Genomic DNA, 20,285 nt, shown 5'->3' with positions numbered 1-20,285 from the left:
AAGAGCGGTTTTAAAATCTCTGTTTAATTAAATATTATTTCGAAATGACTTATATTTTTAAATACTAATAGCTTGTTTTTGTTTTATTTTAGGTAATTCTACTATATTTGTATTAATTACATAAAATTCAATTGGATGAAAGCTAAAGCAACTCTAAAACAAATTGCGAAAGAACTTGGTGTTTCTGTTTCGACTGTATCTAAAGCGTTGAATGACAGTCCAGAAATTAGTGAACAAACGAAGGTGAAGATTAAGGAGTATGCCAAACTCAAAAACTATAAGCCGAATGTCATTGGTTTGAATCTAAAGAATCGTAAAACAAAAACGATTGGAGTAATTATTCCAAATATTCTAAATTCTTTCTTTGCGAAAGTTTTTAGCGGTATTGAGAAAGTTGCCGATAAAAAAGGATATAATGTAATTACCTGTATCTCTAACGAATCTTTAGAAAAAGAAATTCACACGCTTGAAATGTTGAGCAACGGAACTATTGACGGATTTATTCTTTCGGTTTCTGAAGAAGCTCAAAAGCTTCAAGATTACAATCACTTTTCGGAAATTATTAATGACGGAACGCCAATTGTGATGTTTGACCGTATTGCTGATGAAGTAGACTGTGATAAGGTTGTTGTAGATGATTTCGATTCAGCATTAAATTCAACACAGCATTTAATTAATCTTGGATGTAAAAATATCGCTTTAATATCTTCTGTAGATAATTTGAGTGTTGGAAAATTAAGAGCGGACGGATATTTGAAAGCTTTAAAAGACAATAATATTCCGGTTAATGAAAAAATCATTCTTCGTACCGATTCTGAAGATGATATGAAAAGTAAAATTGATGCAATTTTTGACAATAAAATTGACGGAATTTTTGCCTTGGATGAAAATGATTCGGTTGCAGCTTTGCGAGTAAGTTTGAAAAAAGGATATAGAGTTCCGGAAGATATTTCGATTATTGGTTTTGCAGATGGTATTTTGGCTTCAAGACGTTTATCGCCAAGTTTGACTACGGTAAGTCAGCATGGTGTTGAAATTGGAGAAGTTGCCGCAAAAAGATTAATTGAAAGATTGGAAGAGCCGGAAGGAACGGTTTCTGAATATGAAACGATTGTCATCAAGACAAAATTGAAAGAAAGAGAATCTACTAGAAAAGTATAAAATAAAAGAAGCCATCTGTAACGGATGGCTTCTTTGTTATAATGAATACGGGAATTTAGGATTTTTGTACTTTCTTAATTTCTCAAAAGGAACTAAAAAAGGTTCTTCGCAAGATCTTGCTGCTCTATAAAAAATAGGAGTAAATTCGATTCCCTTTTCGGTATAACTCCAAGACGGAAAATCCCAATATTCTTCATTGGTGTAATCACAATAATCATCTTCATTTTTTGGTTTTTCAAAATGTTCCTGAGAGTTAAGTACAGCCAGTAATTTTGGTGCAAAATAAGTGCTTCTGTATTTTGAAAAAGCATCAAAATTATTCTCTTTGTCGCCAGTTACACTTTTGTCAAAAGCTAGAATATCATCAATTCCATATTGTTTTCCGTTGTTTAAATCAATAAGATAACCGCTACTTCCAAAATCGGGATGAGCGCCTCCGCAGTCCCAAAACATCGAAACTTGGAAACCTAATAAATCATTATTCAGAAAGTTGATTGTCGTATTTCCTTCAATGCCTTTTCCTTGGCTGTATTCAAAACTAGAAGCGCAATTAAGCTGAGATAATGTATTTTCAATATGTATGCTTTCTAAGATCGGATTAATCAAAGCCTTGTTTTTTGCTGTAAAATCGTTTCCTAATCTAAAAAAATCAGAATCGCAATGTTTTTCAGAATACCAAACAAATTCTTTATTGTTGTAAAGTGTGGTTTTCTGTTTTTTGAATTCAAGGAATTTGTATTTTACGAGATTAAGACGTTCGTCGTCAAACCTAATTTTGAGATTTGATTTGTAATTATCAAAATTTACTGGTTCAAGATGAACAGCCAATTGTTTTTCTTTAGCATCATACCATAATCCATCAAAATTATTGCCCGATTTTTTCAGATAGAACTTTTCAGTAATATTATCACCAGGCTTAAAATAGAACGTAAAATTATTATTGTCCTTTAATTTTCCTTCCAGCTTAATATCTTTTAATGAACTTTTATAGAAATATACAGCATTGAGATTATTCTCGTTATCTGAGTTGTAGACTTGAACAGTCATGAAAATAGTGCTTTTGCCTAAAGTTCCTTCTAGATAATAAATTTTGCTCTGACAAATTGCAATTGTTGAATAAAGCAGAAATAGGTATAAGAAATATTTCTTCATTTTACTTTCTTTTAAATCTTTAAAGGTTGTTATAAAAGTTGTAAATGTAGTAAAAGTAAAATTCTTACAATGTTGTTTTTGATGAATAAAAAAACCGTTCAATTTTGAACGGTTTTTTTAAGTATGAAGAATAATTTTTTAGTGCGCTTCTAACCAATCTTTACCCATTCCGAGTTCAACTTCTAAAGGAACTGACAATTTGAAAGCATTTTCCATTTCGTGTTTAATCATAGGCTGGATTTTTTCGAGTTCATCGTTGTGAACATCGAACACAAGCTCATCATGTACTTGTAGCAACATTTTTGATTTCCAGTTTTCGTCACGAAGTTTTTTGTGAATATTAATCATTGCAATTTTAATCACATCGGCTGCGCTTCCTTGAATTGGTGCATTTACAGCATTTCGTTCTGCAGCGCTTCTTACAACGGCGTTGGCAGAATTAATATCTTTTAAATAACGGCGACGACCTAAAATGGTTTGTACATAACCTTTTTCACGTGCAAATTCGACTTGTTCTGAGATATAAGATTTAAGACGAGGATATGTTTTATAATAAGCATCAATCAATGCGGCACTTTCACTTCTTGATAGCGAAGTTTGATTACTCAAACCAAAAGCAGAAACACCATAAATAATTCCGAAGTTTACTGTTTTAGCGTTGCTTCTTTGTTCGCGAGAAACCTCTTCTAAGGCAACATCAAAAACTTTTGCAGCGGTAGCTCTGTGAATGTCTTCTCCGTTTTGGAAAGCTGCAATCATATTTTCTTCACCACTCAAAGCAGCAATAATTCTCAATTCGATCTGCGAGTAATCGGCAGAGATTAAAGTATGGTTTTCATCTCGAGCAACAAAAGCTTTACGAATCTGGCGCCCTCTTTCGGTACGAATCGGGATGTTCTGCAAGTTCGGATTGTTAGAACTTAAACGTCCGGTTGCGGCAACCGTCTGCATATAATCGGTATGAACGCGTAAAGTTTTTTTGTCTACCTGTTCTGGTAAAGCTAGAATGTATGTACTCTGTAATTTTACCATTTGACGCCAATCCAAAATTTGTTTTACAATTGGGTTGTCATTGGCCAAATAAGTCAAAACTTCTTCGCCAGTTGCATACTGTCCCGTTTTGGTTTTCTTTTGCTTAGCGCCGCCAATTTTTAGTTTGTCAAACAAAATATCTCCTAATTGTTTTGGAGAAGCCAAGTTGAATTTTTCACCAGCGGTTTCATATATTTTTTCTTCTAAAGCTTTGATTTCAACTTCCATTTCAGAAGACATTGCTTTTAAGAAATCTACATCCAAACGAATTCCTTCCGTTTCCATATCGGCCAATACGCTTACTAATGGAATTTCGATTTCGTCAAATAATTTTTTAGTTTCTGTTTTATCTAATTCTGTTGTAAAGATTTCTTTTAATTGTAATGTAATATCGGCATCTTCTGCAGCATATTCTTTAATGTCTTCTAAAGGAACATCACGCATGTTAAGCTGATTTTTCCCTTTTTTACCAATTAAAGTTTCAATAGATTTTGGAGAATATTTCAAATACGTTTCTGCTAAAATATCCATATTATGACGCATATCTGGATTAATCAAATAATGCGCAATCATGGTATCAAAAAGTTTTCCTTTTACAGTAACACCATAATTAGAGAGGATTTTTAAATCGTATTTTAAATTCTGTCCGATTTTCTCAATGTTTTCATTTTCAAAAAACGGAACAAATTTGTCTACTAAAGCTTTTGCTTCTTCCTGACTTTCTGGAAACGGAACATAAAATGCTTTTCCTTTTTCGTAAGAGAAAGACATTCCAACCAATTCTGCATGTAAAGCATCGATTCCTGTGGTTTCAGTATCAAAACAAACTGAAGTCTGTTTTTGTAAATTCTGTAAAAGCATTTTAATGCCTAAATCGCCTTGAATGGTTTGGTAAAAATGCTCTGTGTTTTCTAAAGTGTTATAAAACGAAGTTCTTTCGATTTCAGCATTTTCTCCATTCGTATTTCCACCTCCAAAAAGATCAAATTGGTCTTCGTTTTTAGGTTGTGCTTTTTTATACAATTTGGCATCAGGATCTGGAGCAGCAGTTTGAGCGCCATCAGTTTTAAACAAATTATCAAACTGCTCTGCCATTCTTCTAAACTCTAATTCTTGAAAAATAGCATCTGTTTTTTCGATATCTGGGCGAGAAAGTTCGTAATCTTCTTCATTAAAAGCCACATCGCAATCTGTGATAATTGCGGCCAGTTTTTTAGAAAGAATACCTTTTTCTTTATTCGCTTCAATATTTTCTTTCATTTTACCTTTTAGTAAATGCGTATTTTCTAAAAGGTTTTCCATTGTTCCAAATTCTTTTAGGAACTTTTTAGCGGTCACTTCTCCAACACCTGGTAATCCTGGAATATTATCAATTGCATCACCCATCATTCCAAGAAAATCGATTACCTGTTCAGGTCTTTCGATTTCAAATTTTGCCAAAACTTCAGGAACTCCCCAAATTTCGATTCCGTTACCCATACGGGCAGGTTTATACATAAAAATGTTTTCAGAAACTAATTGGGCAAAATCCTTATCTGGAGTCACCATGTAGACTTTGTAGTTTTGTTTTTCTGCCTGTTTCGCAATTGTTCCAATTAAATCATCGGCTTCACAACCTTCAAGTTCGATAATTGGAATGTGCATCGCTTTTAATAATTCCTGAATATATGGAACAGCAATTTTAATTGCTTCTGGAGTTGCATCTCGATTGGCTTTGTAATCAACAAACATTTCAGTTCTTACATGACTTCCGCCTTTATCAAAGGCAACAGCCAAGTGATCTGGTTTTTCTCTTTTAATAACATCCAAAAGTGAGTTCATAAAACCCATAATTGCAGATGTATCCATTCCTTTTGAGTTGATTCTCGGGTTTTTGATAAAAGCATAATAACCACGAAAAATTAGTGCATAAGCATCTAGAAGAAAAAGGCGTTTTTGAGTTGACATATTAAAAATATTAGTCTGTAAAAATAAACAATTGGGTTTTAAAAAACGATTCAGTTCTTGAAAATTAATTTTGTTTCACCATATAAGTAATATAAGTCTATTTTAGTAGAGACGCACCGCAGTGCGTCTCCTCGGTGACTTGAATAAAGCTGAAAAACGATTATTTAAATGACCTCATATGGCTCATGGAATAAAAAAAAGTCCAAGCGTTAATATCAAGTTAAATTTTTTTATTCAGTGATTTCTTCATTTTCTCTTCATGTTCCGAAAGTAATTTTGATCTGTAAAATAAAAGGTTATTAATTCTTAAATCTTAGAAATCATGAGAAATTTATTAATGTTACTAGTAGCAGTTTTAGGAACAAGTGCAATGGTTCACGCATTTCCTGCAAAAGATGGAAAAGAAGCTCCGGCGAAAGAAGTAAAAGCAACAAAACATCCTAAAAAAAGCAAATCAGATCAAAAAACAAAATCAGTGAAAAGTGAAGCGCCAAAAACAGAGGCAGCTAAACCAGAAACTGCAAAAATGAAAAAATAACAAATAATTAAAAAAATAGAAATCATGAAAAATTTATTTATTGTATTGGCAGCAGTTTTAGGAACAAGTGTAATGGTAAGCGCTCAAACAACTCCAGCTCAAGCAGCACCAACGAAAGAGGTAAAAGCTACAAAACATCATCACAAAGGAAATAAAAAAGCAAAAGCTGAAGCTCCAAAAGAAGAAGTAACGCCTGCAAAATAAGAATTGCTCTCGTTTTGTTTTCGAAGCATTGTAATGAACGAAGGCAAAACAGGAATAATGATTATGAGAATGCGATTGAAGAAGCTGATGAAGAAATTTATCAGCTTTTTTCATTAGTTAATTTTTTAATAATGTGTAGCTGAACTTTTGAGAATTGATTAATTTTAGTAATGCTTAAATGCCATGTGTATGAATATTTTAATTGTTGAAGATAATAAAGAACTTGCTGTAGAAGTTTACGATTTTTTGTGCAATGCAGGTTATATCTGTAAAATTGCAAATAACTGTGCTGAAGCTTTGGAAGAGTTTGGAAGCAATGATTACGATGCCATGCTATTGGATTTAGGTTTGCCTGATGGAGACGGTTTTGAAGTTTTGCAGACGATTCGAAAAACAAAATCAAAGATTGCTGTAATTGTACTTACAGCGCGCGGAGAATTGGATGACAGGATTAACGGACTTCATCTTGGAGCCGACGATTATTTGACAAAACCTTTTGCTTTGACAGAATTGGCAGCAAGGCTGTTTGCTGTAATTCGTAGGATTCATGGTTTTACTTTAAACAATTTAAGCATTCATGGTTTTCTGCTGCAGCTTCAGGATTATAAAGTGAGCTTTAATGAAACTCCGTTAAGTCTTACCAAAAAAGAATTTGATATTTTTCAGTATCTAGTTCTCAATAAAAATCGAGTGATTACAAGGTTACAATTGACCGAACATATTTGGGGCGATATTCTGGAAGTGAATTCAGATTCTAATTTTATAGATGTTCATGTTCGAAATCTGAGAAAGAAATTAGATAAACATACGACTATAGATTGGTTTGAGACCGTTCGTAATGTGGGTTATCGTATAAACGAATAAAATTATTCTTGTGAAAATAAAACATCAATTAGCCATTTTTAATGCCATGACCAGACTGCTGGTCATTTTGATTTTATGGCTGATGCTTCCTATTTTGGTAGAAAATGTGGTGTATCATCATATTAATAATAGTCTGCTGGAGAAAAAGAAAAAGTTTATTGAGCATCTTAATCAAGAGGAAATCAATGATTTTATAGAGAATCCAGATGATACAACAGAGACGTTTTCTGAGTTTTCGACACTTCACAGCGAGTTTTTAGTGCTTTCCAGAATGCCGATAAAACAGCATCAGAAGAAAACAACTTTTACAAATGAATATCGCAAGATTGAAAATGAAGAAAGTGAATACAGAATATTGCAGCATCATTTTACTTACGAAGGGCAAGATTATCAGCTTGAAATCGGAAGCAGTTTAAGCGAGGTAAACGATTTGACTTTTGTAATAAAGCTTTTTATTATCATTGTTTTTGTTATCATTCTATTTATTACTTTTTTGGCTGATACTTTTTACATTGAATATCTTTTAAAACCATTTTATAAAATTATTGATACGAAGATTAGGCGGGTAAACGAACCTGAAATGTTTGATCATACTCCGATAAAAGCGGCTTCTAGAGACTTTAGGGAATTGGATTTTGTTTTGAATCAAATGATGGATCGTATTGCCGAAGTTTTTAAAAAAGAAAAGCAGTTTATTTCGAATGTTTCGCACGAGCTTTTAACTCCGATCGCATTGCTTAAAAATAAACTTGAAAACTTGCTACAGAACGAATCTTTAGATGATAATGCAGTTGATAAAATTGCAGGATCTCTAAAGACGCTGGATATGCTGAAAAAAATTATCAATAATTTATTGCTGATTTCCAGAATAGATAATAATCAATATGAGTTGAATGAAGAGATTAATCTTCGCGAAATCGTTTCTGATTTACAGGAAGACCTTCAAGATCGTATTGATGATAAAGAAATTCAGTTTCAAAATAGGATGCAAAACGCTTTTGTTTTCATTGGAAACAAAACTTTAATTCATATTCTGATTTATAATTTAGTAACCAATGCCATAAAATATAATAAACCACAAGGAAAGATTGTCATTGAAGACGGTTATGATGATAATCATTATTTTATTTTGGTAAAAGATTCTGGCATTGGAATGGATGAATCGCAACTAGAAAAAATATTCAGCCGTTTTACCAGAATAAGTTATGATCAGGAAGGGCAGGGCTTAGGTCTTGCAATTGCTAAGAGTATTGCCTCTTTTCATCATATAGAAGTTACTGTAGAATCTCAATTGGAGCAAGGTACTTCTTTTAAATTATGGTTTCAAAAACACAATTAAAAGTTAAAATTCTCTATAAGACTTATTCTTCATTTTGTCTTCATTTTGTGGTTATACCTTTGACTTATAAATAATGAAAATAACAATCAAAAAATTTAAAGTCATGAAAAAATTAGCAATTTTAGCAGTAGCAGTTTTAGGAACAGTTGCAATGGCAAGTGCACAAACAACTCCAGCACCAGCAAAAACAAAAGAGGTGAAAACTGAAAAACAAGATAAAAAAGCAAACAAAAAAGCTAAAGGAGAGAAAAAAGCAGAAGCTGCAAAAACAGAAACTCCAAAAGCAAAATAATATAAGATTTTTAAGTCTTAAGATTAAATAGTTTTAAAGGTTGGTAGGTTAAAGCTGGAAGAGACATCTTTCGGCTTTTTTATGTTTTACAGCGTTAAATTTTTTATAATAAAAAGAAATAGAATTTTCATTCTTTGTTACTTTGTTTAAAACTATATATTAAATGATCTTTCGTTTTATAATTCTATGCGCTCTTTTATTATTTATTGAGTTCTATTCATATCAGGCTTTTCGAACTTTAATCAAAACACGCTGGGTTTTGATAAGCTATCAAGTTATAAGTTTACTGGTCTTAGTCTTTATTATCTATTCTTTTTCACAAGTTGATCGCTCTGTTGGTCAGACTAGGCAATTTATGTTTACCACAGGTTTGATGCTAACGGTATATGTGCCTAAAATTTTGCTTACATTAATAATGTTTGGTGAGGATATTTTTAGGATAGGAGCAAGCATCTTAAATTATTTTGTTTATAATACTCCTCGAAAAGAAATGATGCCTGACAGGCGAAAGTTTGTTAGCCAGATTGCTTTAGGGTTGGCTGCAATTCCGTTCCTTTCTATTATTTACGGAATTTTTGAAGGGAAGTATAATTTCAAAGTAATCAAACAAACTGTATTTTTTCCTGATCTTCCAGATGCTTTTGACGGTTTTAAAATCACACAGATTTCTGATGTTCACAGCGGAAGTTTTGATAATCCAGAGAAAATAAATTATGCAATTGATTTGATCAATGCACAAGAAGCAGATTTGATTTTGTTTACGGGAGACATTGTAAATACGCATGCTAAAGAAATGCATCCTTGGCTGGAAACTTTTAGCCGTATTAAAGATTATAAATATGGAAAATTTGCGGTTTTAGGAAATCACGATTACGGCGAATATGTGACTTGGCCTTCTGAAAAAGAAAAAGACGAAAATTTTAAGGCAATTAAAAATTTATATGGCCAAATTGGTTTTAAATTAATGCTGAACGAACATACTTATATTCAAAAAGGTGATGATAAAATCGCTTTGATTGGAGTAGAGAATTGGGGAGTGAATTTTAAGAAAGCAGGTGATTTGAATAAAGCTTCAAAAGATGTGGATCAGGACGATTTTAAAGTTTTAATGAGCCATGATCCAAGCCATTGGGATGCCGAAATTAAAGATCACCCAAAGAACTTTCATCTGACTTTCGCAGGCCACACGCACGGTATGCAATTTGGAATTGAGATTCCAGGCTATTTTAAATGGAGTCTAGCGCAATACATTTATAAACAATGGGCGGGATTGTACGAAAACGTCGGAAGATACGTTTATGTTAACCGTGGATTTGGTTTTCATGCCTATCCAGGACGAGTTGGAATTATGCCTGAAATAACAGTAATTGAACTAAAAAAAGGCCGTAATGTCGGTTAATTCGTTAAAAATGCTACATTTGTATAATATTTATTTCTTTTAAGAGATTTAAAAAACTTAATTTTTTGGTTTTATGTCAAAATTTGGAGAACTAATAAATGCTCAAGTTCCAGTGTTAATTGATTTTTACACAGATTGGAATGAATCTTCAGTTTCTATGCATCCTGTTATTAAGGACGTAGCCGCTGCGCTTGGCGATAAGGCCAAAGTAATCAAAATTGATGTAGATAAAAATCAGGAACTAGCAGAAGCACTTCGTATTAAAGGGCTTCCAACTTTAATGATTTACAAAGAAGGGCAAATGATCTGGAGGCAATCTGGAGAACTTGATGCCAATACTATAATTGGAATTGTTCAGGAACAATTTAACGTCTAAATAACTTCTCTTTTTGATGTTATTTAGTGAATAATGTCAAACTTATATCCATTTTCTTTTAAAAAATGAAGTGTTCGAGGCAAAGCAAATCTTAGATTTGGAGAAGCTTTAATACTGTCATGAAAAACAATTACGCTGCCAGATTTTACATTTTTGGTTACATTTTCAAGGCATTTTTCTGGAGTAATGCTTTGATCAAAATCTGCGCTTAAAACATCCCACATAACTATTTTGTAGCCTAAACTTCTTAGGATTTTAGATTGTGCTTTTTTGATTTTTCCATAAGGAGGACGGAATAATAAGCGATGAGGAGCTTTTTCTTGCTCATCTAAAACAGCAGCACAGTTTTTTACATTTTCAATATAATCATTTGTGTGGATTTTCCATCCATTCACATGATTCATGGTATGATTGCCAATAGAATGTCCGTCAGTAATTAACTTTTCAAATAAAGCCAGATTCGCTTTAATATTTTTTCCGATGCAGAAAAAAGTAGCTTTTGCATCAAATTTTTTTAATTCAGATAAAACCCAGTCTGTAATTTCTGGAGTTGGGCCATCATCAAAAGTGAGGTATATTTTCTTTTCATTGTTAGGAATGTCCCAGCAATATTTAGAAAACACCTTTTTAATAAATGCGTTAGTTTTTACCCAATAGAAGCTCATTTTGAATTAAAATTGTATTAATACGTATAAAATTAAAAAATGCAGCGCTATTTATCAAACAGCGCTGCATTTTTTTAATAAGTAAGATTTTCGTATATTATTTATTCTTTTTCACGTCCAAAACGCTCAAAAACATTTACGTAAGTGTTAAATGTAGTTTTGTGTTGGTTGTAAAAAGCAGTGTCTTTATTATCATCCATTACATGTAGCAAGCTTCTGTAACGCTCAATATCTGTAATAATATCTACAGCTAAATCAGTTTGGTCAGAAGGAGTCAATGTGCTGTAATAGTTTAGATTCTCTTTGTATTTCTGAACTAGTTTATTTAAAAGATCTTGCGCTTTGGCTTTCTCTCCAACTTTGTAATAGCCATCAGCAAAAGCTTCAACTAATGAATAATACCCATATTTGTCCAAAGGCATTTTGGTCATTGCTAAATTGATTACGTTTTTAGCCTTGTCAATTTTGCCTTCTTCAATAAGCTGATTCATTAATCTAGAAAGATTAGTACGGTAAGTAATACTGTTTCTTCTAGTTTCAGGATCATGATAAATATTTCCATTGCTATTTCCCCAATCCCATTTCATTACAATGTCGTACATTTTATCTGCATCAATTTGTCCCATGTCTAATGGTCCGCCATCTTTAGAAGGAGTGTTTTTTACTGGAACTAATTTGTATACCATTCCATCCAATTGCAGATAATCTTTTAACCATAAATAATCTTCATCATCAAAAGCACCACCGCTAAAGTAAATTGGTCTCTTCCAGTTGTTATTTGCTAAAATATCAAGCATCATTAAACGGTTTTTGTATAATGCGCTTCCTTTGATGTCAATATCTAAGTAAGGAACAATAGAATCGTAATATTTAGGATTAACTACCTTGTTCTGAATAATAGTGTTTTTATCCACATTAACTCTAATCTTATTTGTTGGATAGAAATGGATGGTTTGTCCATTTTGTAAGCCAACAGTCGATTTAGGGTTTTTGATGAAATCAATAAAATCTTTAATGTTCCAACGTGTATCAATTTTCTGAATGTACGCCGTGTAATCTAAATTATCCCCGACATATTGACTATGTACGAAAGAAATTGGCAACGGATTTGATTCGTAAGACTTCGCTTTCATTTGATCAATGTACCAGTCTGTCATAAATAAACTCGTATTTACAATCTTAACATCTGTTCTAAAATGCTCGATTTCTTGAGCATACCAAAGAGGGAAAGTGTCGTTATCTCCAATCGTGAATAAAATAGCATCTTTATCGCAAGAACTTAAATATGCTTTTGCCATTGCAACTGCTGTATATCTTCCAGATCTATCGTGATCATCCCAGTTTTGAGAAGCCATCAAAATTGGTGCAGCCAATAAACTTCCAGCAATAACTACTGGTCCAGCAATTTTTGGAGCCAGATATTTGTATAAGCTTTCATAAAGCGAGTAAACACCAAATCCGATCCAGATGGCAAAGACATAGAAGGAGCCTACTAAAGCATAATCTCTTTCTCGAGGCTCAAAAGGTCTTTCATTTAAATATATTTTTAGTGCAATTCCTGTGAATAAAAACAAAGCCAAAAGAACATAGAAGCTCTTTAAATCTTTGTTCGCATGGTACATGATACCAATTAAACCTAAGATAAAAGGAAGGAAATAATAAGCATTACGTCCTTTGTTGTTTAAAACATCTGTTGGCAGATTGTCTTGAGAACCTAAATGAACAGAGTCTAAAGCTTTGATTCCGCTGATCCAGTTTCCATCCAAATTATCATATTTACCTTGCTGATCATTTTGGCGTCCAACGAAATTCCACATTAAATACCTCCAATACATGTATCCAAATTGATACTCAAACATAAAACTGAAGTTGTCTGCTGTAGATGGTTTTTCGATAAGTAAATATTCGCCGTAGCTTCTTAAGAATTTTACGTAACCTTCGTTATCAATTTGTTTTTGAGCGTAAGCTTTTCTAAACTCAGAAACTGTTTTTTCAACCTCATTACGCAATTGAGCAGTAGCTTTGTTGTACTCATCTTCGCTTAATTGGCTAGCATCGATTCCGTATTTTGCCAAATCTTCATCATAATTATGATTTGGATCGATTCTGAATTTCGGAGGATTTGTAAAGTTGATATAGTTTTGAATGTGACCTGTTTCTGTACTCCACATTCTTGGCAGAATTGCTTTCTGATTGTCGTCAGAATTTTGTTCTGCATTTTTATAATTATTGGTAATAATGTATTTACCTGTTTTATAATCTCTTTCGTAGTTTGGTTTTTTGTCTAAATAAGGTGTTTTAGCATCAAGACCAGCGAAAAGTTCAGTGTATTGAGGGCCATAAAACAAAGGATTTACTCCATATTGCTCACGATTATAATAAGCTAAAACCTCAGTAGCATCAGATGGTTTGTTTTCGTTAATAACTGTGTTAGCGTTTGCACGAACAGGTAGCATTAACCAAGTTGAGAAACCAATTAGGATGAATAAAATACACAATATAATAGTGTTGTAGAATATTAAGCCTTTTTGTCTTGTATATTTTAATCCAAAATAGAAGAAAGCAATAAATAATAATGCTACAAAAATAGTTCCTGAATTAAATGGGAGTCCCATGCTGTTTACCATGAAAATTTCGGTTTTTCCGAAAAACGCCATAGTAAGAGGAAGCAATAACTTGAAGATGAATAATAAAATTCCAATAACGACTACATTGGCAATTAGAAAGTTTTTGATCGTAACTTTTTCGTAGTGTTTGAAATAGTATAAGAATCCAATAGAAGGAATAGTTAAAAGAGCCATAAAGTGAACTCCAAATGAAAGACCAATAACCAACGAAATAATTAAAAGCCATTTGTTTCCTTTTGGTTTGTCCATGTCTTGCTCCCAACGTAAACCAAGCCAGAAAAGCAATGCAATTAATAAAGAAGCCATTGCGTAAACTTCGGCTTCTACAGCATTAAACCAAAAACTATCAGAAAAGGTATATGCTAAGGCGCCTACAAAAGAACTTCCTAAAATAACAATCGAATTGTTTTGGTCAATCTCAGCAAAACGAGCTACAATCTTTTTCAAGATCATAGACGATGACCAGAACATAAATAATATGGTAAATGCACTAGAGAAAACAGACATCATGTTAACCATTAGAGCCACATGCTGAGCATCTATTGCAAACATGGCAAAAAATGCACCCATCATCTGGAAAAGCGGAGCTCCCGGCGGGTGACCTACTTCAAGTTTAGCTGCGGTAGCAATATATTCTCCGCAATCCCAAAAGCTCATTGTAGGTTCTACTGTTAATGTATAAGTTATTAAAGCGATTGCAAATGCAAACCAACCAATAATTGTATTCCATTTATTGAAATTGAATTGTGCCATATTTAGGTGTTAAAAATTTGAATGTTTTTCTATCCTACAAAGAAAATGTTTTTTTACTTAAAGAAACGAGCATTAACAAAAAATTCTATAATTCTATAAGTGTAAAGTAATATGTTGGCAGTGAGGTGTTTTTGAAGTTGAAGCGTTTTTTAATGTGAAAAAAATCAAAAAAAATGATTTTTTTTGTTCAAAAAGTTTGCACAAACTAAATAAAGACTTAAATTTGCACTCGCTTAACCGCACTGCTGGTCTATGGTGTAATGGTAACACTACGGTTTTTGGTGCCGTCTTTCTAGGTTCGAGTCCTAGTAGACCAACAGAAAAGTCTCTCAGAAATGAGAGACTTTTTTTTATTTAAAAAAGTTTCGTTTAAAATTTGCATAAATTAAATAAAGTTTTAATTTTGCACCCGCTTAACCGCACTGCTGGTCTATGGTGTAATGGTAACACTACGGTTTTTGGTGCCGTCTTTCTAGGTTCGAGTCCTAGTAGACCAACAGAAAAGCCTCTCAGAAATGAGAGGCTTTTTTTATGCTTTAAATTCTGGCTGTTTTTTAACCGCAAAGTGCGCTAAGATATACACAAAGTACGCAAAGATGTTTTTAGGGTATGTAAAATCCGTAAAGTGTTATAATTTGTAAAGCCTTCTTTTGTTTTAAATATAGTCCGTGGTTTTAACCACGGGAGATTTATTGCGAAAAATGTATTCTGGGAGGTCTATTGTGGAAGGTTCTATTTATGATTTAAAGAAGAAGGAACGATTCCGAATTTCTTTTTAAATGAAAATGAAAAATGTGAAAGATCTTCAAAGCCAACTCCAATATATACTTCAGATGGCGGATTTCCTTGGCTAATTAAATAATAAGCTTCTTGAAGTCTTTTGTTTAAAAGCCATTTTCCAGGCGTTTGCTGAAATACTTTTTCGAAATCTCTTTTAAATGTGGCTAAACTTCTTCCTGTGAGATAAGCAAACCGCTGCATTTGAACATTAAAGTGGAAGTTTTTATTCATAAAGGCTTCTAGGTCAATTTTTCCTGGCTCGTTAAAATCAAATAATAGGTCTTTTAGTTCTGGATTTATTTTTAGTAAAAGATGAATGGCTTCTTTAATTTTTAAATTGAATAAAGCCTCGTTGTTTTCTTGTTCTACTTCAAGGTAAGAAATCAACGATTCCATGAAAGATTTGTAAAGTGGGTGAGGAGCTAATGAAAACATAGCTTCTGAATCGGATTTTTTATCTGATTTTAAATTGTATTCTTTGCTGATTTCTCTTAAAATTTCTTGATCGAGAAAAAGGGAAATCGTTTTGAATTCTCCTCCTGCTGGTGGAATTTTAGTAAACTTAGCTAAATGGTTTCGTCTGCTGAAACGGAAGTCTCCAGGTTTTGAATGAAAAGTGTTTTGATTGTCTATAACAATCATTTCGCCAGAAATCTGATAGCTAAAAACATGTTCGGGTATAAAATGTTCGCCCTCTCGACTGCGAGAGTAATAGCAGGAGTAGAGTATTTTTGGCTTTGTATATTGTTTTGTGCTCATATTGTAAAAATACTAAAATCTGGAAATCTTTAGATGTAAAGACTTCCAGATTGATGAGGGTTATTTTGGCTGAATTAGTGCTCTTGGTTCTAAGTAGGCATCTAGGCCAAGTGTTCCAAATTCACGTCCGATTCCTGATTGCTTAAATCCGCCAAAAGGAGCCATTGGATCGTGACCGATTCCATTAACTTGTACACGACCAGCATTAATTTGTGAGGCGACGTTGTAAGCTCTTTTTAGATCTGATGAACTTACGTATGCTTGTAATCCGTAAGTAGTGTCATTGGCGATTTCAATTGCTTCTTCTTCTGTTTTGTAAGTGATGATGGATAAAACAGGACCAAATATTTCTTCTTTTGCAATACGCATCTGGTTGTTTACGTTGGTAAAAATAGTTGGTTTTACGAAATTTCCGTTTTCTAACCCTTCTGGTTTTCCTAATCCACCAATTAGTATTTCTGCGCCTTCGTTGATTCCAATTTGAATATAGTCTTGAACGCGGTTAAACTGTTTTTCGCTAACCATTGGTCCGACTGCGGTATTTGGATTTTTAGGATTGCCAACAATGAAGTTTGGGATTGTTTCTTTTATAAGAGATTTTACTTCGTCTAATTTGTCTTCTGGAATTAATAATCTAGTTCCAGCAATACAGGCCTGTCCGCTATTCATAAATGCTGCTCCAAGTGCAAGCGGAATGGCTTTTGAGAAATCGGCATCGTCTAGAATAATGTTTGGAGATTTTCCGCCAAGTTCAAGAGTGACTCTTTTCATGGTGTTGACAGCTTCTTTTGCAATTGTTTTTCCAATATTGGTTGATCCTGTAAAAGATATTTTAGCAATGTCTGGATTTCTGCTTATTTCGGCACCAACAACTTCGCCCAATCCATTTACGATATTAAATACACCTTTCGGAAGATTTGCTTCATGAAGACATTCAGTAATTAATTGCGTTTGTTGTGCGCTCATTTCGCTTGGTTTAATTACGGTTGTGCATCCCGCTACAATTGCTGTAGATAATTTGCTGCTGATAAAGCCATTGCTTGAGTTCCATGGAATAATAATTCCCACAACGCCGATAGGTGCCATTTGAACTTCAGATTCTCCCATTGTTTTAATAAAATCGTATGAATTAAGGAGATTTATTGATGAGTCAAAACCTTTTAACATGTAGTCGTAGCTTGTACTTGCAAATTGAAATGTGCCTCCGTATTCCTCTACCATTACATTAATAAAATCGTCTTTTCTTTTTTCGATAGAAGATTTAATGTTTTTGAGGTATTGAATTCTTTCTGAAACTGTTGTTTTTGAGAAAGTTTTGAAGGTGTTTTTTGCTGCTTCGATTGCTTTTTGGGTGTCTTCTATGTTGCCTAAAAGGACCTTTCCTAATTTTTCGTTTGTTGTCGGGCTGATAAGGTCAAAATATTCTGTTCCTTTTGGAGTAACAAATTCGCCATTAATGTAAATTTTGTCTATTGTTTTCATTTTGTTCTTTTTTTAATGAATTTTTATTTGACAAAGTTCTGTATTAAATGTACTTATGGTTTTGTTGTGAGGCTCAGATGAGCTTTGTTGAAAAGCTCATTTTTTTGCATTTTTATAAAAAAAAAGCTTCCCGTTTGAGAAGCTTTGAAAAGTAAGGTGAATTATGTTAGATTAGATTTTTAATGTTATAACAGGTTTGATGGCATGATTAACTAAGCCTTCGCTTATGCTTCCGTTGAAGAAGTGTGCGAAACCAGTTCTTCCATGTGTGCACATTCCGATAACATCGGCATTTATTCTATTGGAGAAATTTATAATTCCTTTTTCAATATTGGTGTCGTTGTAGATTTGAGTGGTGTAATTAGTGATGTCAAATTCTGCGACAAAATCACTCATTGCTTTTTCGCTTACGTGAGTTGGCTTGAAGCTGTTGGGTGTGCAAATGGTAACTAAGTGTAATTTTGAATCAAATAGCTTGGTAAAATTTAAAAGTTTTTCAAATGGTTTTTTTGCTTCTTCAGAGAAATCAGAGGCAAAAACAATATTAGAAGCATTAAAATTTGGAATATTTTTCTTGATGACTAAAACGGGTATTTCGGAATTTCTTACTACTTTTTCGGTATTAGAACCTATTAATAATTCTTCGACTCCAGAAGAGCCATGAGATCCCATGATAATTAGATCAATATTGTAATCTTTGCTTATTTGTGTAATGCCGTGTATTGGTTTGTCCATTTTTACAATCTCGGTTACAGGGATTCCTTTTAGGTATTCTCTAGAGGCAACTTCATCGAGAGTTTCGTTGGCTTTCTTCATAAAAAGCATCGTTTCGGGAATGCTTGCTCCGCCTACTATCGCATCGTTTGATTGCTGTGGCAATTCAAGCATGTGAAGAAGAATGATTTCGGAATTGTTCTTTTTTGCGATTTGAGAGGCAACTCTTAAGGCGTCTTCTGCGTGTTCGGAGAAGTCGGTAGGTACTAAAATTCGTTTCATGATTTTGAGGGTTAAAATGGGAATAATTCTGTGTTTTTAATACTCTTATAAAGATATGGAATTATTTTAGAGCAATCAATTTATTTGATTTATAAAAAAAACACTATATTTGCACTGTTATTTATTAAAATCTAAATAATGAGGGGACTAAGTGTCCCCTCTTTTTATAAAATTATGACATTTAAAGAAAAAGTAAACGGATTAATTACAGAAGCTCTTCTGGAAAAACCATCAGTCTTTTTGGTTGATTTGGCAGTTTCGGATTCTTTTAAAATTAGTGTTGGTTTAGACGGAGATAATGGAGTGGCGCTACAAGACTGTATTGACGTTAGTCGTGCAATCGAGAATAATCTGGATCGTGAAGAGCAGGATTTTTCGCTTGAAGTAGCATCGGTTGGAGTAGGAACTCCTTTGAAAATGATAAGACAATACAAAAAAAATGTTGGTAGAACGTTGATTGTTACCACAAATACAGAAAAAATTGAAGCAGAATTAGTAGAAGCTAATGATGTTTTTATAATTTTGTCTTGGAAAGCAAGAGAACCGAAAAAAGTAGGAAAAGGAAAAGAAACAGTTCAAAAAGAGCAACAAATACCTTATACAGAAATTAAAGAGGCAGTTGTTACGGTAACATTTTAATTTTAATTAAAAAATTCGCATGGAAAATTTAGCATTAATCGATTCATTCTCAGAGTTTAAAGATAATAAACTTATTGATCGTGTAACGCTTATGGCAATTTTAGAGGACGTATTTAGAAATGCATTAAAGAAAAAATACGGTTCAGATGAAAATTTCGATATCATTATTAATCCTGATAAAGGGGATATGGAAATTTGGAGAAGAAGAGTAATTGTTGCCGATGAGGATCTTGATTTTGAAAATGAGGAAATTACATTGACTGAAGCAAGAAAGATTGAAGCGGATTTTGAAATTGGTGAAGAGGTTTCTGAAGAAGTAAAGTTGATTGATTTAGGAAGAAGAGCTATCTTAGCGCTTCGTCAGAATCTTATATCTAAAATTCACGAACACGATAATACAAATTTATACAAACAGTTTAAAGATATTATCGGGGATATTTATACAGCAGAAGTACATCATGTGCGTCCAAGAGTAGTTATCTTGGTTGATGATGAAGGAAATGAAATTGTGCTTCCAAAAGAAAAACAAATTCCATCTGACTTTTTCCGTAAAGGGGATAATGTTCGTGGAATCATTGAAAGCGTTGAATTAAAAGGAAATAAACCTCAAATTATTATGTCTAGAACTTCAGAAAAGTTCTTAGAGAAATTATTTGAGCAAGAAATTCCAGAAGTTTTTGACGGATTAATTACTGTGAAAAACGTAGTTCGTATTCCAGGTGAAAAAGCAAAAGTAGCTGTTGATTCTTATGATGATAGAATTGATCCAGTTGGAGCTTGTGTGGGAATGAAAGGTTCTCGTATTCACGGAATTGTTCGCGAATTAGGAAATGAAAATATTGATGTAATCAATTATACAAACAATATTCAATTATTTATAACAAGAGCTTTAAGCCCTGCTAAAGTTTCGTCTATCAAAATTGATGAAGATAACAAAAGAGCTGAAGTGTTCTTGAAATTAGAAGAGGTTTCTAAAGCAATTGGTAGAGGTGGTCACAATATCAAATTAGCAGGTCAATTGACAGGTTATGAGCTAGATGTTATTCGTGAAGGAGATGTTGCCGGTACTGTTGCAGATGAAGACGATGTTGAATTAACAGAGTTCTCTGATGAGATCGAAGAGTGGGTAATTGAAGAGTTTTCAAAAATAGGTTTGGATACTGCAAAAAGTATCTTGAAACACGACGTAGAAGATTTAGTAAGAAGAACAGACTTAGAAGAGGAAACTATTCTAGATGTTATGAAGATACTAAAAGAAGAGTTTGATAATTAAGCAATAG

Annotated in this window: 17 protein-coding genes and 2 tRNA genes; 12 read left to right on the top strand and 7 right to left on the bottom strand. The window is 33.1% G+C overall.

The features are described 5' to 3' along the window. Positions 1 to 135 precede the first annotated feature (135 nt). Positions 136 to 1,161 carry a LacI family DNA-binding transcriptional regulator gene (locus AAYQ05_RS15125; RefSeq protein ID WP_177210972.1) on the top strand — a complete coding sequence of 342 codons (1,026 nt, stop codon included), beginning with the start codon at positions 136 to 138 and terminating at the stop codon, positions 1,159 to 1,161. A gap of 36 nt (positions 1,162 to 1,197) precedes the next feature. Here AAYQ05_RS15125 and AAYQ05_RS15120 read toward each other — a convergent pair whose 3' ends face one another. Both AAYQ05_RS15120 and polA read right to left on the bottom strand, forming a co-directional pair. Continuing rightward, on the bottom strand, positions 1,198 to 2,313 hold the full coding sequence (locus AAYQ05_RS15120) for a hypothetical protein (RefSeq protein ID WP_343544269.1): 1,116 nt from the start codon (positions 2,311 to 2,313) through the stop codon (positions 1,198 to 1,200). Between the two features lie 138 nt (positions 2,314 to 2,451). Next, on the bottom strand, positions 2,452 to 5,292 hold the full coding sequence (gene polA, locus AAYQ05_RS15115) for a DNA polymerase I (protein ID WP_343544268.1): 2,841 nt from the start codon (positions 5,290 to 5,292) through the stop codon (positions 2,452 to 2,454). 322 nt (positions 5,293 to 5,614) lie between these two features. On the opposite strand from polA, the gene AAYQ05_RS15110 reads away from it, so the two are divergent. The 7 genes from AAYQ05_RS15110 to AAYQ05_RS15080 all read left to right on the top strand — a co-directional run bounded on the left by AAYQ05_RS15110 (position 5,615) and on the right by AAYQ05_RS15080 (position 10,304). Continuing rightward, complete coding sequence (locus AAYQ05_RS15110) at positions 5,615 to 5,830, top strand: hypothetical protein (RefSeq protein WP_281631131.1); 216 nt, start codon at positions 5,615 to 5,617, stop codon at positions 5,828 to 5,830. A gap of 24 nt (positions 5,831 to 5,854) precedes the next feature. Then, the gene (locus AAYQ05_RS15105; RefSeq protein WP_343544267.1) at positions 5,855 to 6,034 is read left to right on the top strand and encodes a hypothetical protein; all 180 of its coding nucleotides are present in this window, start codon (positions 5,855 to 5,857) and stop codon (positions 6,032 to 6,034) included. A gap of 189 nt (positions 6,035 to 6,223) precedes the next feature. Then, positions 6,224 to 6,898, top strand: coding sequence for a response regulator transcription factor (locus tag AAYQ05_RS15100; protein WP_281631133.1), 675 nt, complete (start codon positions 6,224 to 6,226; stop codon positions 6,896 to 6,898). A gap of 10 nt (positions 6,899 to 6,908) precedes the next feature. After that, on the top strand, positions 6,909 to 8,237 hold the full coding sequence (locus tag AAYQ05_RS15095; protein WP_343544266.1) for a sensor histidine kinase: 1,329 nt from the start codon (positions 6,909 to 6,911) through the stop codon (positions 8,235 to 8,237). A 103-nt stretch (positions 8,238 to 8,340) separates the two neighbouring features. Further along, on the top strand, positions 8,341 to 8,529 hold the full coding sequence (locus tag AAYQ05_RS15090; RefSeq protein WP_177210966.1) for a hypothetical protein: 189 nt from the start codon (positions 8,341 to 8,343) through the stop codon (positions 8,527 to 8,529). Between the two features lie 163 nt (positions 8,530 to 8,692). Beyond that, positions 8,693 to 9,928, top strand: coding sequence for a metallophosphoesterase (locus tag AAYQ05_RS15085; RefSeq protein ID WP_343544265.1), 1,236 nt, complete (start codon positions 8,693 to 8,695; stop codon positions 9,926 to 9,928). 73 nt (positions 9,929 to 10,001) lie between these two features. Continuing rightward, a complete protein-coding gene (locus tag AAYQ05_RS15080; protein ID WP_008466807.1) occupies positions 10,002 to 10,304 on the top strand; it encodes a thioredoxin family protein in 303 nt (100 codons plus the stop codon). A gap of 23 nt (positions 10,305 to 10,327) precedes the next feature. On the opposite strand, the gene AAYQ05_RS15075 is transcribed toward AAYQ05_RS15080, so the two are convergent. Further along, on the bottom strand, positions 10,328 to 10,969 hold the full coding sequence (locus tag AAYQ05_RS15075) for a polysaccharide deacetylase family protein (RefSeq protein ID WP_111379249.1): 642 nt from the start codon (positions 10,967 to 10,969) through the stop codon (positions 10,328 to 10,330). A gap of 101 nt (positions 10,970 to 11,070) precedes the next feature. After that, positions 11,071 to 14,349: a glycosyltransferase family 117 protein gene (locus tag AAYQ05_RS15070; RefSeq protein ID WP_343544264.1), complete on the bottom strand. Its 3,279-nt coding sequence runs from the start codon at positions 14,347 to 14,349 to the stop codon at positions 11,071 to 11,073. A gap of 246 nt (positions 14,350 to 14,595) precedes the next feature. Between AAYQ05_RS15070 and AAYQ05_RS15065 the strand changes: the two genes are divergently transcribed. Next, positions 14,596 to 14,666, top strand: a tRNA-Gln gene (locus tag AAYQ05_RS15065). A 109-nt stretch (positions 14,667 to 14,775) separates the two neighbouring features. Next, positions 14,776 to 14,846: transfer RNA gene (locus AAYQ05_RS15060), tRNA-Gln, on the top strand. 235 nt (positions 14,847 to 15,081) lie between these two features. On the opposite strand, the gene AAYQ05_RS15055 is transcribed toward AAYQ05_RS15060, so the two are convergent. The 3 genes from AAYQ05_RS15055 to AAYQ05_RS15045 all read right to left on the bottom strand — a co-directional run bounded on the left by AAYQ05_RS15055 (position 15,082) and on the right by AAYQ05_RS15045 (position 18,366). Continuing rightward, on the bottom strand, positions 15,082 to 15,888 hold the full coding sequence (locus tag AAYQ05_RS15055) for an AraC family transcriptional regulator (RefSeq protein ID WP_343544263.1): 807 nt from the start codon (positions 15,886 to 15,888) through the stop codon (positions 15,082 to 15,084). A gap of 60 nt (positions 15,889 to 15,948) precedes the next feature. Continuing rightward, a complete protein-coding gene (locus tag AAYQ05_RS15050) occupies positions 15,949 to 17,370 on the bottom strand; it encodes an aldehyde dehydrogenase family protein (protein WP_343544262.1) in 1,422 nt (473 codons plus the stop codon). A 171-nt stretch (positions 17,371 to 17,541) separates the two neighbouring features. Continuing rightward, entirely contained in the window at positions 17,542 to 18,366 is an 825-nt protein-coding gene (locus AAYQ05_RS15045) for a universal stress protein (protein WP_343544261.1), read from the bottom strand. 174 nt (positions 18,367 to 18,540) lie between these two features. Between AAYQ05_RS15045 and rimP the strand changes: the two genes are divergently transcribed. Further along, complete coding sequence (gene rimP, locus AAYQ05_RS15040; protein ID WP_167365417.1) at positions 18,541 to 19,005, top strand: ribosome assembly cofactor RimP; 465 nt, start codon at positions 18,541 to 18,543, stop codon at positions 19,003 to 19,005. Between the two features lie 19 nt (positions 19,006 to 19,024). Then, positions 19,025 to 20,278, top strand: a complete 1,254-nt coding sequence (nusA, locus tag AAYQ05_RS15035; protein ID WP_343544260.1) for a transcription termination factor NusA — start codon at positions 19,025 to 19,027, stop codon at positions 20,276 to 20,278. Positions 20,279 to 20,285 lie beyond the last annotated feature (7 nt).

The sequence above is a fragment of the Flavobacterium movens genome, assembly GCF_039581425.1.
Classification (GTDB): Bacteria; Bacteroidota; Bacteroidia; order Flavobacteriales; family Flavobacteriaceae; genus Flavobacterium; species Flavobacterium luteolum.
This window is presented reverse-complemented; position numbering and strand designations above follow the sequence as displayed.

Bases quoted from the DNA above. Each gene is read 5' to 3' on its own strand.
- AAYQ05_RS15125 (WP_177210972.1), top strand. From the start codon at position 136: ATGAAAGCTAAAGCAACTCTAAAACAAATTGCGAAAGAACTTGGTGTT.
- AAYQ05_RS15120 (WP_343544269.1), bottom strand. From the start codon at position 2,313: ATGAAGAAATATTTCTTATACCTATTTCTGCTTTATTCAACAATTGCA.
- polA (WP_343544268.1), bottom strand. From the start codon at position 5,292: ATGTCAACTCAAAAACGCCTTTTTCTTCTAGATGCTTATGCACTAATT.
- AAYQ05_RS15110 (WP_281631131.1), top strand. From the start codon at position 5,615: ATGAGAAATTTATTAATGTTACTAGTAGCAGTTTTAGGAACAAGTGCA.
- AAYQ05_RS15105 (WP_343544267.1), top strand. From the start codon at position 5,855: ATGAAAAATTTATTTATTGTATTGGCAGCAGTTTTAGGAACAAGTGTA.
- AAYQ05_RS15100 (WP_281631133.1), top strand. From the start codon at position 6,224: ATGAATATTTTAATTGTTGAAGATAATAAAGAACTTGCTGTAGAAGTT.
- AAYQ05_RS15090 (WP_177210966.1), top strand. From the start codon at position 8,341: ATGAAAAAATTAGCAATTTTAGCAGTAGCAGTTTTAGGAACAGTTGCA.
- AAYQ05_RS15085 (WP_343544265.1), top strand. From the start codon at position 8,693: ATGATCTTTCGTTTTATAATTCTATGCGCTCTTTTATTATTTATTGAG.
- AAYQ05_RS15080 (WP_008466807.1), top strand. From the start codon at position 10,002: ATGTCAAAATTTGGAGAACTAATAAATGCTCAAGTTCCAGTGTTAATT.
- AAYQ05_RS15075 (WP_111379249.1), bottom strand. From the start codon at position 10,969: ATGAGCTTCTATTGGGTAAAAACTAACGCATTTATTAAAAAGGTGTTT.
- AAYQ05_RS15070 (WP_343544264.1), bottom strand. From the start codon at position 14,349: ATGGCACAATTCAATTTCAATAAATGGAATACAATTATTGGTTGGTTT.
- AAYQ05_RS15055 (WP_343544263.1), bottom strand. From the start codon at position 15,888: ATGAGCACAAAACAATATACAAAGCCAAAAATACTCTACTCCTGCTAT.
- AAYQ05_RS15050 (WP_343544262.1), bottom strand. From the start codon at position 17,370: ATGAAAACAATAGACAAAATTTACATTAATGGCGAATTTGTTACTCCA.
- AAYQ05_RS15045 (WP_343544261.1), bottom strand. From the start codon at position 18,366: ATGAAACGAATTTTAGTACCTACCGACTTCTCCGAACACGCAGAAGAC.
- rimP (WP_167365417.1), top strand. From the start codon at position 18,541: ATGACATTTAAAGAAAAAGTAAACGGATTAATTACAGAAGCTCTTCTG.
- nusA (WP_343544260.1), top strand. From the start codon at position 19,025: ATGGAAAATTTAGCATTAATCGATTCATTCTCAGAGTTTAAAGATAAT.